General features: G+C 61.5%; 12 protein-coding genes. 6 read left to right on the top strand and 6 right to left on the bottom strand.

The genetic code is table 11. The features are described from left to right. Positions 1-28 precede the first annotated feature (28 nt). Complete coding sequence (locus tag BLR35_RS01820) at positions 29-697, top strand: type I 3-dehydroquinate dehydratase (protein WP_090376483.1); 669 nt, start codon at positions 29-31, stop codon at positions 695-697. On the opposite strand, the gene BLR35_RS01815 is transcribed toward BLR35_RS01820, so the two are convergent. Beyond that, the gene (locus tag BLR35_RS01815; RefSeq protein ID WP_090376480.1) at positions 698-1,084 is read right to left on the bottom strand and encodes a DUF7971 family protein; all 387 of its coding nucleotides are present in this window, start codon (positions 1,082-1,084) and stop codon (positions 698-700) included. A 1,601-nt stretch (positions 1,085-2,685) separates the two neighbouring features. Here BLR35_RS01815 and BLR35_RS01810 point away from each other — a divergent pair. After that, positions 2,686-3,150 (top strand): response regulator, encoded by a 465-nt coding sequence (locus BLR35_RS01810; RefSeq protein WP_090376477.1) that lies wholly within the window; start codon positions 2,686-2,688, stop codon positions 3,148-3,150. Next, positions 3,147-4,859, top strand: coding sequence for a bacterio-opsin activator domain-containing protein (locus BLR35_RS01805; RefSeq protein ID WP_090376474.1), 1,713 nt, complete (start codon positions 3,147-3,149; stop codon positions 4,857-4,859). Before BLR35_RS01810 ends, BLR35_RS01805 begins: the two co-directional genes overlap by 4 nt. Positions 4,860-5,185: 326 nt before the next feature. On the opposite strand, the gene BLR35_RS01800 is transcribed toward BLR35_RS01805, so the two are convergent. The 3 genes from BLR35_RS01800 to arcS form a co-directional block, all read right to left on the bottom strand. Beyond that, positions 5,186-5,752, bottom strand: a complete 567-nt coding sequence (locus BLR35_RS01800) for a DoxX family protein (RefSeq protein ID WP_090376470.1) — start codon at positions 5,750-5,752, stop codon at positions 5,186-5,188. A 325-nt stretch (positions 5,753-6,077) separates the two neighbouring features. Next, positions 6,078-6,683 carry an HdeD family acid-resistance protein gene (locus tag BLR35_RS01795; RefSeq protein WP_090376467.1) on the bottom strand — a complete coding sequence of 202 codons (606 nt, stop codon included), beginning with the start codon at positions 6,681-6,683 and terminating at the stop codon, positions 6,078-6,080. Positions 6,684-6,818: 135 nt separating this feature from the next. Further along, a complete protein-coding gene (arcS, locus tag BLR35_RS01790) occupies positions 6,819-8,594 on the bottom strand; it encodes an archaeosine synthase subunit alpha (protein WP_090376464.1) in 1,776 nt (591 codons plus the stop codon). A 131-nt stretch (positions 8,595-8,725) separates the two neighbouring features. Here arcS and BLR35_RS01785 point away from each other — a divergent pair, with 131 nt between their 5' ends. After that, positions 8,726-8,860, top strand: coding sequence for a transporter (locus BLR35_RS01785; protein WP_090376461.1), 135 nt, complete (start codon positions 8,726-8,728; stop codon positions 8,858-8,860). Positions 8,861-8,867: 7 nt separating this feature from the next. On the opposite strand, the gene BLR35_RS01780 is transcribed toward BLR35_RS01785, so the two are convergent. Both BLR35_RS01780 and tgtA read right to left on the bottom strand, forming a co-directional pair. Then, positions 8,868-9,245, bottom strand: coding sequence for a TRAM domain-containing protein (locus tag BLR35_RS01780; RefSeq protein WP_090379594.1), 378 nt, complete (start codon positions 9,243-9,245; stop codon positions 8,868-8,870). 57 nt (positions 9,246-9,302) lie between these two features. Then, positions 9,303-10,778 carry a tRNA guanosine(15) transglycosylase TgtA gene (tgtA, locus tag BLR35_RS01775; RefSeq protein ID WP_090376458.1) on the bottom strand — a complete coding sequence of 492 codons (1,476 nt, stop codon included), beginning with the start codon at positions 10,776-10,778 and terminating at the stop codon, positions 9,303-9,305. A 253-nt stretch (positions 10,779-11,031) separates the two neighbouring features. Between tgtA and BLR35_RS20495 the strand changes: the two genes are divergently transcribed. Both BLR35_RS20495 and BLR35_RS01765 read left to right on the top strand, forming a co-directional pair. Next, positions 11,032-12,462 carry a hypothetical protein gene (locus BLR35_RS20495; protein WP_170830942.1) on the top strand — a complete coding sequence of 477 codons (1,431 nt, stop codon included), beginning with the start codon at positions 11,032-11,034 and terminating at the stop codon, positions 12,460-12,462. Positions 12,463-12,977: 515 nt separating this feature from the next. Further along, the gene (locus BLR35_RS01765) at positions 12,978-14,318 is read left to right on the top strand and encodes a hypothetical protein (RefSeq protein ID WP_090376455.1); all 1,341 of its coding nucleotides are present in this window, start codon (positions 12,978-12,980) and stop codon (positions 14,316-14,318) included. The last annotated feature ends 21 nt before the right edge of the window (positions 14,319-14,339 follow it).

Raw genomic sequence — 14,339 nt, 5'->3', positions numbered from 1 at the left:
TTTTCGCCGTTCGTCTTCTCTTGAGAGTATGAACTTCGACTCGTTCGTCCTGACCGCCTCGACTGCAGACCTCGGCGAAGCGTCAGCCGCTCGCGACCACGCCGACGCCATCGAGTTCCGGATGGACCTCGCCGAGGAGCCACTGGCCGCACTCGAAGCGTACGACGGCGACCTTCCGATTCTGGCGACGAACCGTGCGGAGTGGGAAGGCGGCGAGGCGAGCGACGAGGGACGACTCGAGGAACTGACGGAAGCGACCCGGTTCGAGGCCGTCGAAGCGGTCGACGTCGAACTCGCCGCCATCCGCGACGGTGACGCCGAAGCCGTCCTGAAGACGGCCCGCGAACGAGACGTCTCGATCGTCGCCTCGGCACACGACTTCGAAGGGACGCCCACGGAATCGGAGATGCTCGAGACGCTTGCCGACGCCTGCGAGCACGCGGACGTGGGTAAACTCGCGGTGACGGCCCACAGCCGCGAGGAGACGCTCGCCCTGCTGTCGGTTACCCACCGACTTACGGCCGACGGGAAGACCGTCGCGACGATGGCGATGGGTGAAGCAGGCAGCCACACTCGCGCCGTCGCACCCGTCTACGGTTCGAAAATCGGCTACGCACCCGTCGACCCAGAGAAGGCGACCGCGCCGGGACAGTACGACCTCGAGACGCTTTCTCGGCTGGTCGACTCCCTCGAGTAACTACAGGTCCTGCAGCCGAATCCCGTCCGCGACGATTCGTCGGTTCCGTTCGCGCTCGAGGTGATCGACCAGTTCCTCGTGTTCGTACAGCTGTGCGATGACGTCCGCGTACAGCGTCCGCCACGTGATCGCGTAGATCGGCGACTGCCCCCACGCGCGTAGCTCCGGCACCAGTTCGTCGTAGGTCTCGTACCGTTCTTCGAACCGGTCGATCGCCTCGAGTACGCGTCCGGCCGCTTCCTGCTCGTCGTCGGCTTCCCGGATTGCTTCGTTGAGTTTCCGTTCCCAGCCAGCGACGGCGTCTTGCATGTCCGCCGCGGCGACTTCGTCGTCGGCCGGCAGTCGATCCAGTAGTGGTTGTGGAACACCCAGCGAAATTTCCTCCATAGACGTCGGTAGCGCGGCCAGCGGTAAGAAACCCGATGACGGGGATCGTCTCGAGCGACCGCAATTCTATATCGCAGTATAGGATTTACGAGATGGAAAACGCGAGAGTTTACTACGGAGAACAGGCCGAAAATAACTGCCGACGGGCGCTATCGATCGATTTCGAGGGGGATTCTCGAGTGGCAAACGGGACGGCCGGGCACCGGCCTCGAGACCAATGCCGAAATCGAACACCGATAACCAGTTCAGGAACGAGTCACTCGAAGCGGGCCAAATCCAGTTTCACCATCGAGTCCGCACCCGAGGACCGGCTTTCGCCGGAGCGAACCCCGGGGGTTCGAACAGCGAGTATGGGTTCTCTGTAATCGACGAAGAATATCTCAGACGCGTAGGTATCCGACAGCAAAACACCAGCGAACGGCGCTGAAACCGGTGAAACAAGGGTTTCGCCGTCGTCCGGCGAACCGATACCAGCGTTTTTCGACTGGCCCCGGCCCGATGGCACACAGTATGGACGTCCGGAGACACGTGCGCGCGCAGGGATTTATCGACGGTATATATTAGCCGACCTCCAGTCCGATTCCTCGAGCAATCCACTCCGATCGTCGGTTGATCGGGCTCGATTACGAGGTCCATCGACAGCTGTGACCCAGTCTGCTCGAGTTCAGCTCCGAAACGCCGCAACGGAGTCTCGAGATCTGTCCGTGTTCGACGAACCTGGTTCCCACGACGTGAATGTTCGCCGAGCGAGTGTCCACTGCGACACAATCCCGACGTAGAGCCAAAAACGGCGCAATCGAGCACGGCCCTGATCGTCGACACTGGTACAGCGAAGGGAGGTCGAACTCTTGCTCGAGTCCCACAACCCGTCGACTAATCGCGCCGTCGACCCGAGTTTTCGAACAACAGTTTCGTCTTTCGGCTGCGCCCTCGAGTGGCGGCCACGGGATGCCTGCTGTGACCGGACTGAAGCTGTTCACGTCGGGTTTTTCTGCTGATTTCGGCCAGTGGAGGAATGTGAACTCTATATTGCTATAGAGAACACCAATAGTCAACACGAAGTCGGCAGTGGGGTCGAGAGACTGCTCTCGAGCGGGACCGAAGGCTCCTGAGGAGGTGGCCGCCACGAGAAAGATAGCTGGTGTTACAGCGCCTATCGAGGGTCTTCACACTATCTGAGCACCACATTTATACCCATCAGTCGACTTGTAACAGCAATCGGAGATGGAAACGATCGATCAATCGAACAACCACATACGAGGAGACCGGAGAGCCGTCACTGGAATCGGGCAGTACGCGTCCCAGTCCGACGGCTGTTCGGTCCGCGTAGGAGCAAGCGACGAGATGGAGCCCGTGTTTCGATACGGGGTAGGGTGTAATGGTCTCGGCGCAGACGGGGATCGGGGCTGCCAACTGGTCGATCGTTTCCTCGCTGTCGAGAAGAATTCAGGGCACGGAATCGGGTTCGTTCACCGTCGTCGACCGCTCGAGCGACGCGCCAGCGGATCGCGTTGTGGTTCGACTTCCAGTGTGAAGACGGTGCTCTCGAGAACGAACACTGAACAGAACGGCCAGACGACGACGGAATTTCAAGCGAGACGATGACCGAACCAGAGACAGTTCGACCCGAGCCAGCACAGATCCTGTTAGTCGAGGACAATCCCGGCGACGTTCGCCTGACCAAGGAAGCGTTCGAACAGGGGCGAATCGAGAACGATCTTCACGTCGTCTCGGACGGCGCCGAGGCGCTCGACTTTCTCACTCAGCGAGGCGAGTACGAGGACGCACCGCGCCCGGATCTCGTCTTGCTGGATCTTAACCTGCCACGGACCAACGGAGAGGAAGTACTCAGGGAGCTCAAGGACGATCCGGAACTGCGGTCGATCCCGGTGATCGTCCTGACCAGTTCACAGACCGAAGAGGACATCGCCAGATCGTACGAACTACACGCAAACGCCTATCTGACGAAGCCCGTCGATCCGGACGAGTTCATCGAGACGATCCGTGCGTTCGAGACGTTCTGGTTTACGGTCGTCCGTCTGCCCCCGGAGGTCGACGAACAATGAACGATCAGAATACACAGACTGGAGGCGGAGAGGACGTCGAAACCGACGATAACACGGTCGACGACACCGGAACGCTCGAGATCCTCCTGATCGAGGACAACCCCGGCGATGCACGGCTGATCGAGGAGATGCTCGAGGGCGCCGAAGAACTCGCCCAGCGAATCGATCCAGCCGAAGAGACGAGACGAACACCAGAGATTAGCCGCGAGAACCGGCTCGAAAACGGCCTCGAGACCCTCGAGAACGAACCGATCGACGTGGTGTTGCTCGACCTGAACCTGCCCGACAGTGCGGGACTGGATACGCTCGAGGCGGCCAACGCGGAAACCGACGCGACGCCGATCGTCGTGTTGACCGGCGTCAGAGACCAGGGAGTCGGCGTCAAGGCGATTCAGCAAGGAGCACAGGACTTCCTGGTCAAAGACGAAGTGACGAGCGAGTTGCTGGTCCGGACGATTCACCACGCGATCGAGCGTGCGCGTCAGGAACGAGAGCAGCGCCGCCAGCGCGAGCAACTCGAGACCATCAACCGGCTCAACCGGATCGTTCACGACATCACGCACGCGGTCATCACGACGGAGACGCGGGCCGAACTCGAACAGCAGGTCTGTGATCGGCTCGCCGAACCGGACGCCTACCGATTCGCGTGGATCGGCGGGGTCAATCCCGGGAGTAACGAGATCGTCCCGAAGGCCGCTGCCGGCATCGAAGACGGATACCTCGAGGACGTCGAGATCAGCATGGACGCGGACGAACCGACCGGTCACGGGCCGGGCGGCACCGCGATCCGAACCGGCGACGTTCAGGTCTCGAACAACATTCAGACGGACGAACAACTCGAGCCCTGGCACGAGGAAGCCCGAGAGCGAGGATATCGCTCCATCGCTGCGATCCCGATCGTTCACGAGGACCTCGTCTACGGCGTTCTCGGCATCTACGCGTCGTCGACGGATGTGTTCACAGAGACGGAGACGACGATTCTCTCGCGGATCGGCGACGTCATGGCCCATGCGATTACTGCTATCGAGCGACGCGACGCTCTGGTCAGCGACGCCGTCGTCGAACTCGAGTTCCGGATGGACGAGATGGCGGAGGAACTCGTCGAACTGTCGGCAGCGGAGTCGTGTGCGATCGAGTTCGAGCAACTCGTTCCCGGAGACGAGACCCTGCTGGCGTATGGCTCGGCACGAAACGTCTCCGAGGAGACGTTCCGGGAGACGATCGAAGACACTGACGGAATCGACGACGTTCGGTTTCTTTCGATCAGACGCAACGGGTTCGAGTTCGAACTGGTCTCGCCCGTTGCCGTCTCCCTGTTCGAGACGGTCGCGACCCACGGCGGCCGCGTCGAATCGGCCACGATCGAGGACGGCGAATTCCGGTTCGTCGTCGAATTACCACGCGGCAGAGACACGCGCCAGCTAATCGAACTCATCAAAGAGCAACGCCCGGACGCGTCCTACCTCGCACAGCGAACGGCCGAACGGAGCGTCTCGAACGGCTCGAGCCCACTCTCCGTGCTCGAGGAAGATCTCACCGACAAGCAACGGGCAGCACTCGAGACTGCTTACTTCGCGGGCTACTTCGACTGGCCGCGCGAGAGCACGGGCGAGGAGATCGCCGAGCGACTCGGGATTTCGCCGGCGACGTTCAATCAGCATCTCCGAACGGCAGAACGGAAGTTCTTCGATTCGGTACTCGGTGAGTGACGGTCGACCAGTCTCGGCGAGGATGACGTCCGGTCGACCCTGTTGAAGCCCTCGACGATTTGCGCGACGGATCTGCCGAGAACAGAGAAGCGATTTCTACCGTTGCGAGTGTTAGTACGTTTCGGCGGGTAGAGGGCCGCGTCGTCCGAGATATTTGTTCTTCCTTCGCTAAAGTTGCAGTTGTTACGATAGAGAGACCTTTTCGACATAGAGCCGACGTCTGTCGATCGTCGTCTTCCCTTCGACGAAGGTTTTAGCAGGGATAGACGGATCGAACCGGAAACTGTGTTCGAACGTCTCGGCAGAAGTAGAAGGGGTGTTTCGCGTTAGCCGAGGAGGTACTGGAGTTTCGGGTACCGCTCGACCAGTGGCTGTCCACCGACATCGATCTGTTCGATGTAGCGGTCGAGTCCGGCGATGCGGCCCGCGGCGAGTGCGCCCAGCGCCAGGAAGACGACCGCGTAGATCAGCGTCGAGTCGAACAGCGCGAGCCACTGTCCTTCCCAGCCACCGAGGTAGAACATGATCATCTGCATGGCTCCACCAAGGGCAGCCAGGCGAACGAACGCACCTGCGATCAGCGCGATGCCGATCAGCACCTGCGTGGCCGGGACGATTACGTTGATGACCTCGATCAACGCGGCGTTGCCCGCCATCGCAGCGTAGAGTCCGCTGACTGGGCTGGCTGGATCGACGCCGTGGACCAGGAAGCCGCTCGCGTCGAACGGCTCCCCGCTAACGAACGCGAACTTCCCCAGTCCCGCGAACAGTATCATTCCGCCCATCACGAACCGCAGTGCGACGACGAACCACGCCGTCAGCGCGTGGGGGCGTCCATCGAGGGTGATTCCTGCATACCGGCTTTCGAGTCTGTTTCGAGTAGTAGTGGACATGATCAGTTGACCTCTTGTACTTGAATAGACGCCCCGACCGTGGATGGATGGGTACCCTTTATTTAATGGGTTCGACGGACTTCCGTCGGCAGTCGTTTTCGACGACGATCCCTGCGGTCGACTGCCAGTTCGGTCTCGGACTCCACCGGGATCGAAAGCGGGCCTGCCGTTTGCAGCAGCGCCGTAACAGGTACAGGGATTCATACCCCGAACTGAGCGGTCACTGGCTTCGAAGGTCGAATGCGATATCGGACGACGACCGTCTCTGTACTCGACCTGACTACAGAAACCGATCGCTGGACGGGAATGCTACGAGACCTGGCGTTCAGGCCTTGCGTGGCTCGGTCATGGGCTGTTCCGTTTCGCCGACGGACCGACCACTAATGGCGACGAACGCCATCGAGAGGCCGGTCACGAAGAGGCTGACACCAACGAGCAGGCCGACGGCCCAGGCTGCATCAGCGGGGAAGCCGCTCCAGAGGAGGCCGGCGAGGACCAGCGAGAGCAGGCCACTCGCGGCGATCGATGCCCGACCGGGCTGGCCGGCCATCCGCATCGCCATCCACAGTTCTGCAACGGCGTCGACAAGCAGGTACGCGATCACGAGCAGCGTCAGACTCGCGAGCGCGACGATCGGGTTCGCCAGCAAAAGCAGGCCGGCAACGACCGAGACGGCGGCGAGTACGACCTGCCAGAGGCGGCCGTTCCAGCCACGGGCCGTGAACGCGTGTGCAGCGTGGACGATTCCACTGACGACGAGCACCGCTCCGAGCGCGAACGCTACCGAGAGCCCGGTTACGAGCGGGAACGCGATCGCGAGGATACCGAGCAGGCCGACCACGCCACCGGCGATCGCGAGGGTTTTCCAGCCACGCTCGAGAGTGTATTCGGGCATTTCACCACCGGTCGAAATCGAATGAATTGGAGTCATCGAGTACTGTACGCCGCGAATAGATATAAAACAGATTCGCTGTTTGACAGTATATCGCGAACTGCGACCAGTCCGAATATGGGATTGACAGCCGCCTCAGACGCTTGAAAGAGCGATTAGGGGGCCACAGAGCGGTCACTTCTCTTCGACGTGGCGGACCTCGCAGGCGACGCCGCGCGTGCTCTCGGCCATCTCGTGGCCGAACATCTCGGCTCGGCCAACGGCGAAGGCATTCGGTCCCTCGACGACGACCTCGTCGCCTACTCGAATGTCTTCGTCAGCGTCGACGACGCCCGGCGCGAGCACGCTGCCGTGGGGAACGAAGCCGTCGATTTCGACGCGTTTGACCGGAGCGTCGCTGTCGACCCAGCGGCGGGCTCCCTCGAGCGTGAACGACAGCGTTCCGTACTGGGGCACCATCGTCGCGAGTTGGGTATCTTCGCGGTCCCGGATCTGGATCTTGGGGTAGCGACTCGTCGTCTGGATGTCCGCGAAGAGTTCATTTCCTGCGCCGTCGCCGAGCAGGTAGTCCGCGATGGCGCGGACGGTGTTGTGCTCGCGCTCGCGCTTGGAGTACTTGAGTTCGCCCGACAGCGCCTCGCCGAGGTTCGAGAGGGATTCGTCGTCGGTCGGGTGGCCACCTTCGGGAACGGTGTAGGTGACGTCGAGATCCTCGTTGCCGTCCCACGACTCTTCGACCCGTTCGACGATGTCGCGGTAGCCTTCGTCGGGAACGTGTGCGACGACGTACGGGTAGGTGTCGGCGTTGCGCTCGAGGTACCGTCTGAGCACCTCGGCGACGAACTCTTTCTCGTCTTCGGACCAGCGGCCGGTGACGACGGTGTCGTAGTGCTGGGCCGGATACGTGGTCTCGAGTTCCTGTGGAACGACGCCGATCGGACTGGTCATCGAGACGACGTGGCCGCGCCACTGGATGACGTCGTGGAACTGGCGGTGGCTCTGGGACTCGCTGTAGGGTTTGGTCGCCGAACAGGGGACGAGCACGAGCGGGTTCTGGAAGCGGTTGCGGTACCGCGTCGTGACGCGGTCTGCGAACCGCTGGATCTCGACGCGGCGCAGGGTGTCCTCGGTCGCCGCCGAAATCTGGGCGTCCCGGAGGATGGGCGTCCGTTCCTCGAGGTAGCCCCACTGTGTGTCGAGTTCGCGCATCGCTGCGGTGAGCCACTGGTCGTGGCGGGCCTGGCCTTCGAGATAGTCCCGCAGGCGGCCGTCACGGATGCGTCGGCGGACGATGCCGAGTTCAGCCTCGAGCGCGTGGCGGTTGTGTTCGGCACAGTCCTCGCGGGTGAACTCCTCGCGAGGTTGCTGGCAGGCCGGACAGGAGCAAGGGAGTTCCTCGAGATCCTCGAGGAAGTAGGCCTCGTCCGTGGTGAGATAGCGCCCTTCGGTCCCTTTCACGACGGCTGCGGTCGCGTCGAACAGATCGACGCCGGCGTAGGCGAGCAGAGCGACGTTACGCGGCGTCGCGACCCCCGAGAAGAGGAGGGCGGTGTCGGCGGGGATTTCCTCTCGGACGTTCACGACGGCCTCGACGAGCGCCGCGCCGTGTCCCGTGGTCGACTGGACGTCCGAGACGGCGTAGGCGTCCGTTCCGTGGTCAGTGGCGTTCTCACTCGAGATGACTGCAACGCTCGGGTAGTCGACGTCGGGATAGTCGACCGCGAACGACTCCTGGACCTCGTCGGCAGTCCCACCGGGGAACGACCGGTGGGGAAGAACGGTGAGTTTCGACTCGTCGCCCTCGGGAACCTCACGGTCGCTCGACCAGAGCGACCCCGCGTCCTCGAGGAGGTCGTCGACGAGCGCGGGCGTCGTCCAGGTGTCGGCGAGTCGCAACTCGCCGACTCGAGCGGCCCCGTCGCGCTCGTGAACTTCGAAGTAGTCGGTCATACCCGATATGGGTGGTGGCGAGCGAAAGAGGCTGTCGGTCGTGGTTCGTCGTCGATCACGCGCCGGTGGCGATTGCCGATCGCACAATGCTGGCCACACGCATACGTCGACCCGCGTGGTCGAGTACGGATATGGTCCGACTCTCGACCGTCGTCATCCTCGCCGGCATCGTCCTGCTTTTCGTCCCGATTCCGCCGATCGCGACGGTTTCGGGTATACTGGTCATCCTGCTCGGGATCGTTCTTCGGGTAGTGATGGGGCTCTGAAACGATCCTACGCACGTTCGATGAATTTCCCCGTCGCCGACGTATGACCGCGGTTGAACGAGAGGACTCTGAACCGAACGACATCGCCGACCTCGAGGTCGCCAGGAAGGTCTTCGACGAAGACGACGAACCCCTGAATCTTGCAGACGGCCTGGCGGTCACCGGAGTGGTGATCCGAGAAGTCGATGACGCCTGCCTCGTGAACGTCACCGATCTCGACCGGCGGATCGCGAGCCTGCGCCTCGCGGTGGCGTTCGTAGGATTCGCTGCGTTCTTCCGACCCGCCACGGAGTTGTCCCACGAACCACGAGGCGACGAGGACGATCAGGATGAGACTCAGGACTATTACGATGCCCGCAAGAACGAGCGACGCTGTACCGAGCATGTCACCGTCGAGCATGTCACTACGGGGGTACCCCCGTCCCTTTGCTGTTCTGGTTCTCTACGCGACAGTTAGGTCGATCAGTTCGACCTCGTCCGGAAGCAACGCGAGCACCTCGGACGGCCAGTCGCGGTGACCGAGCGCCACGTCCATCCCAGGGTTGGCCTCGACGAGTCGGCAGATGCCTTCGGCGGCCGCCTCGAGTGCCGCGCGATCCGTCCGTTCGGGAACCTCCGCAGTGAGCGGGTAGCTCTTCGAGAGCGACCGCGGGAACGGACCGAACGGTGGCTCGACGCGCCAGGAGTCGTCGAACTCGTCGCCGCGAGCAGGTTCGCCTTCCGTCAGGAACAGCGACTCCGGCGTCTCGAGTCGGTCGAGGCGCTGGTGGTGGCGCAGAACTTCGGGTCGGCGCGCGCTCTCGTGAGAGGTGTAGAAGAACGCGCCCTTCGAGACGGGGTCGGACCCCTCGAGTTGTGCGGCGTGATCGAGCAGCGTCCGGTAGCCGTCGAGCATCGTCGGGTGTGCGCGGGCGCGTTGCTCGACGAGTTCCAGCAGGTTGCCGGCGCGGATCGCCTGCTTGATCCGGCGGATCTCGGCGAAGGTGACGTGGAGGTTGTGGGCCGCGAGTTCCTCCTCGCGCTCCCGATCGGGTAGTGCGCGGATGTCGTCGGGCGAGTTGCTCGTACAGACCGGACAGGAACACGGGAAGTACTCGAGGTCCTCGAGCTGGCGTGTGCCTCGAACCGTCAGATAGCGGTCGTCGCGGGCGTAGAGAGCGTACGCGGCGGAGTCGAACAGGTCACAGCCCATCGCGACGCCGAGCGCGAACATCATGGGGTGGCCGGCACCGAAGAGGTGGACCGGCGCATCGGCGCCGAGCCCGCGCTTTGCGGCGGCGACGGCATCGACCATATCGTCGTACCGATAGTCGTTCATCAGCGGAACGACCGCGCCGACAGGGAAGACGTCGAGGTCGGTCGCGTCGGCGTGCCGGCCCGCCTCCTCGCGCAGGTCGGGGTAGGTCGACCCCTGGACCGGCGCGGTGACGAGCATATCGCCGGTCTCGACGTCTTCGGCGACCTCGAGTCGTTCCTGGGTGGTCGCGAGTTCGTCTTCCGCGCGCTCGCGGGAGACGTCCGGCGGCGTCGGGATGTCGACGGGCGTTCCGATGTCCGACCCGATCGCGTGCTGGAACTCGAGGATTTCCTCGGTCGTGACGTCGATGTCACCGTACTCGGAGAGCTGAAAAGAGCCGGAGTCGGTCATGATCGCACCCGGGAACTCCAGCATCTCGTGGAGTCCCTCCTCGAGTGCCTGCTCACGGACGTCCTCGGTGCCGTGGATGATGTAGGAATTAGTGATGAGAATCTCGGCACCGAACTCTTCGGCGAGTCGGCGGGGACTGATCGTGTCGAGATTCGGGTTGATCACCGGCAGGAGAGCAGGCGTTTCGACCGTCGTTTCGGCTCTCGGGACGGTGAGCTCACCGATCCGGCCACCAGCGTCGGCGTCCCTGAGTTCGAAGCACTCGCGCATCGACCGACTATTAGCGACCACGGCGGTAAGGGTTCCGTTCTCCGTAAGATAGATACGCGACGGCAGCGGCAAGCAGAAGGGGAATTCCCCTCGACAGACCGTCTATACGTCGACTCCGATGATAGTCATCAGTTCGGAGGAAATGAAAACGAGGTTACGGTTCAGTGCCGAACTTCTACCAGAAATTGTGCTGGGGACAATCTCGTAACAGTCGCTCCGTTTTACCCGTGATACGAACGGTAAATCCTCCTGCATGGTTTCACGACCACAGACGCTCGGTGTCGTCTTGATCGCACTGACAGTAGCCCTATCGGGTCCGGCCCTGGTAGGCGCGGCAGTTGCATCGGATGACACTGGAGACATGGGCGCAACACTCGAAGACACAGACGTAGAGACACTCGAACTCGACAGCGTGACGGTCGAGAACGCGACGATAGAGGAGCTAAACGTCGATGAGCTCGACGCTGACGAGGACGAGCTTCAGGAGCTCGTCGATGAGGAAGAGAACGACGTCGTTGACGACGAGGACAACGGCGTCGATGACGACGATGCACTCGACGATGACGAAAACGACGCCGCTGACGACGAGGACAACGGCGTCGATGACGAAAACGACGTTAACGACGACAACGACGTCGCCGACGGCGAAGAAGTGATGTTCTCCGACATCGAGATCGAGCACCTCGAACTCGAAGACGTGACGGTCGAGGACCTCGACCTCGACGAGGACGAGATGGATGACGACGAGCTGGACAACGACGTCGCTGACGACAACGACGTCGCCGACGACGAAGACGACGCGCTGGACGATGACGACGAGATGAACGACGATGGCGTCGATGACGATGCTGCTGACGAGAACGACTACGACGACGAGAACGACGAACACGACCTGATCGACGAGGACGCTGACGAACTCACCGTCGAGGAACTCACCATCGAGTCCATGGACGTCGATCAGCTCACTATCGACGAACTGACCATCGAGGACGACGAGGTCGACGAGGAAGATGACGACCTCGCCGACGACGAAGACGAGATGGACGACGAGGATGACGCCCTCGACGACGATGACAACGACGTCGCCGACGACGAAGACGACGCGCTGGACGATGACGACGAGATGAACGACGATGACGAGAACGACGTCGCTGACGACGAAGACGACGCACTCGAGGACGACGACGAGATGGATGACGAAGACGTCGAGGAACAGCACATCGACGAACTCACCATCGAGCAGTTCGACGTCGACGAAATCACGGTCGACTCGATGACCGTCGAGTCCGTCGACGAAGTCGACGAGGACGATGACGACCTCGCTGACGACGAGGACGACGCGCTGGACGATGACGACGAGATGAACGAGGAAGATGACGACCTCGCCGACGACGAAGACGAGAACGATGACGACGACACCAGCGTGTTCGATGACGATGACGAGATGAACGACGACGCTGCTGACGACGAGATGGACGACGAGAACGACTACGATGACGAGAACGACGTCGACGAGGAGACTATCTCCGAGGCATCCGCGACGTCGATCGACATCGGTGACGCGACCGCCGAATCGTTCACCATCGGTGACGCGGAAGGCCTAGACGACGCTGAAGACGAAGACGACGAACTCGACGACGAGGATGACGACGACAACGAACTGTCGATCGGCATCCTCGGCTAATCCGCGCGGTCGCTGACCGTCGACATCCCGGTTTCTTTTTCGCACCCGTCGCTGCCCTCGAGTGACCACCACGACGTGTGGGCCTCCGCTAGAGCGATCACGTCCAGTACCGCTCTCGGGGTCAGCGCGGCGACCGAAGCTAGCGGTACCACTCTGCTCCGTAGCTGTGCGATCAGGCGGCGATGGACGCATGACACTACCGATGGTACTCGATTCCAGCCCGTCTCGAGCGCCACCCGCTGGGGAAGCCCCCGAGCGTAAACACCGGTAAAACCTCGTTCCAGTGGCGATGCGATAATACAGCGGCGACCGCAAGCACAATGCCGATTCGGGACGGTTTCGGCGTTCTCGTCGGTAATACCGACACTCATCGATCCGGAGAGTATGAACCCACGATTAGCTACGCGGTCGCGGTTTCCAACTGTGCGTTTCTCCGGGAGGTTGTGGCGAATCGGCGAGATAATCCTGTAACAGTCTCTTCGTTTTAGCCGGGAAACGGCTGTAAGTCGGAGCGCATGGTTTCACGACCACAGAAACTCGGTGTCGTTTTCGTCGCACTGATGGTTGTACTCTCGGGAGGACCCGCCCTCGCCGGAGCAACCTCGAGCGCCAGTGCGACCGACGACGCCGGAGACATGAGCGCAACACTCGAGAACGTACAGGTAGAGACGCTCGAACTCGACGACGTGACGATCGACGACGCCACGATCGAGGAGCTGAACGTCGACGAGCTCGAGATGGACGCTGAAGACCTCGAAGAGGAGATCGAAGAAGAGGAAGAGGATGAAGAGAACGATGTCGCTGACGATGAAGCGGAAGACGACGAGGCGATGAACGACGAGGATGACGAGAACGACGAGGCTGAAGACCTCGACACTGCACAGGACGTGACCTTCTCGAACGTCGAGTTCGAGGAGCTCGAATTCGAGAACGTCTCCTTCGAGGACCTCGAACTCGACGAGGACGACCAAATAGACGAAGATGACGAGATGGACGAAGCCGATGAGAACGACGTTAACGACGAGGAGGAGAACGACGAAGCTGACGAGGCCGACGAGGACGAAGAGAACGGCGTTGACGACGAGGAGGAGAACGACGAAGCTGACGATCAGGACCTGATCGACGAGGACGCTGACGAACTCACCGTCGAGGAACTCACCATCCAGACGATGGATGTCGAGCAGATGACGATCCAGGACCTCGAGGTCGGCGACGACGGTATCCTCGATCAGATCGGCGACTTCTTCGAGGGACTGTTCGACGATGACGATAACGACGACGCCGCTGACGAAGAGGAGAACGATGCCGCTGACGAGGACGAGAACGACGAAGCTGACGAAGAGGAGAACGGCGTCGTTGTCGACGAAGAGAACGACGAGGCAGTCACCCAGGAGATCGGTGAGCTCACGATCGAACAGTTCGACGTGGAGTCGATCTCGATCGACTCGATGACGGTCGACGAACTCCAGGAAGCCGACGAGGAGGACGATGAGAACGACGTTGCTGACGAAAACGACGTCGCGGAAGACGACGAGGCGGTGAACAACGAGGACGACGAAAACGACGCGCTGAACGATGAAGAAGAGGACGACGTCACCGATGACGAGAACGACGAAGCCGACACCGAGACCGAAACCGTCTCCCAGGCCTCAGCCACCGCAATCTCGATCGACAACGTGAACGCCGATACGATCACTCTCGACGACATTCAGGAACTCGAGGAGATCCCTGACGACGACGTCGATGAAGACGACGAGATGAACGACGAAATGGACGAAGACGACGAAATGAACGACGAGAACGACCTCGACGAGGACGAAGACGACGATCAGCTCTCGATCGGCGTGCTGAGCTGAGTCGTGTGAACGTAACGCGAT

This window comes from Natronobacterium texcoconense (assembly GCF_900104065.1).
GTDB classification, from domain to species: domain Archaea; phylum Halobacteriota; class Halobacteria; order Halobacteriales; family Natrialbaceae; genus Natronobacterium; species Natronobacterium texcoconense.
This window is presented reverse-complemented; position numbering and strand designations above follow the sequence as displayed.

Coding starts and splice junctions, on each gene's coding strand:
- arcS (WP_090376464.1), bottom strand. CDS start 8,594: ATGACCGACTACTTCGAAGTTCACGAGCGCGACGGGGCCGCTCGAGTC.
- BLR35_RS01800 (WP_090376470.1), bottom strand. CDS start 5,752: ATGTCCACTACTACTCGAAACAGACTCGAAAGCCGGTATGCAGGAATC.
- BLR35_RS01785 (WP_090376461.1), top strand. CDS start 8,726: ATGGTCCGACTCTCGACCGTCGTCATCCTCGCCGGCATCGTCCTGCTT.
- BLR35_RS01780 (WP_090379594.1), bottom strand. CDS start 9,245: ATGCTCGGTACAGCGTCGCTCGTTCTTGCGGGCATCGTAATAGTCCTG.
- BLR35_RS01810 (WP_090376477.1), top strand. CDS start 2,686: ATGACCGAACCAGAGACAGTTCGACCCGAGCCAGCACAGATCCTGTTA.
- BLR35_RS01820 (WP_090376483.1), top strand. CDS start 29: ATGAACTTCGACTCGTTCGTCCTGACCGCCTCGACTGCAGACCTCGGC.
- BLR35_RS20495 (WP_170830942.1), top strand. CDS start 11,032: ATGGTTTCACGACCACAGACGCTCGGTGTCGTCTTGATCGCACTGACA.
- BLR35_RS01795 (WP_090376467.1), bottom strand. CDS start 6,683: ATGACTCCAATTCATTCGATTTCGACCGGTGGTGAAATGCCCGAATAC.
- BLR35_RS01815 (WP_090376480.1), bottom strand. CDS start 1,084: ATGGAGGAAATTTCGCTGGGTGTTCCACAACCACTACTGGATCGACTG.
- tgtA (WP_090376458.1), bottom strand. CDS start 10,778: ATGCGCGAGTGCTTCGAACTCAGGGACGCCGACGCTGGTGGCCGGATC.
- BLR35_RS01765 (WP_090376455.1), top strand. CDS start 12,978: ATGGTTTCACGACCACAGAAACTCGGTGTCGTTTTCGTCGCACTGATG.
- BLR35_RS01805 (WP_090376474.1), top strand. CDS start 3,147: ATGAACGATCAGAATACACAGACTGGAGGCGGAGAGGACGTCGAAACC.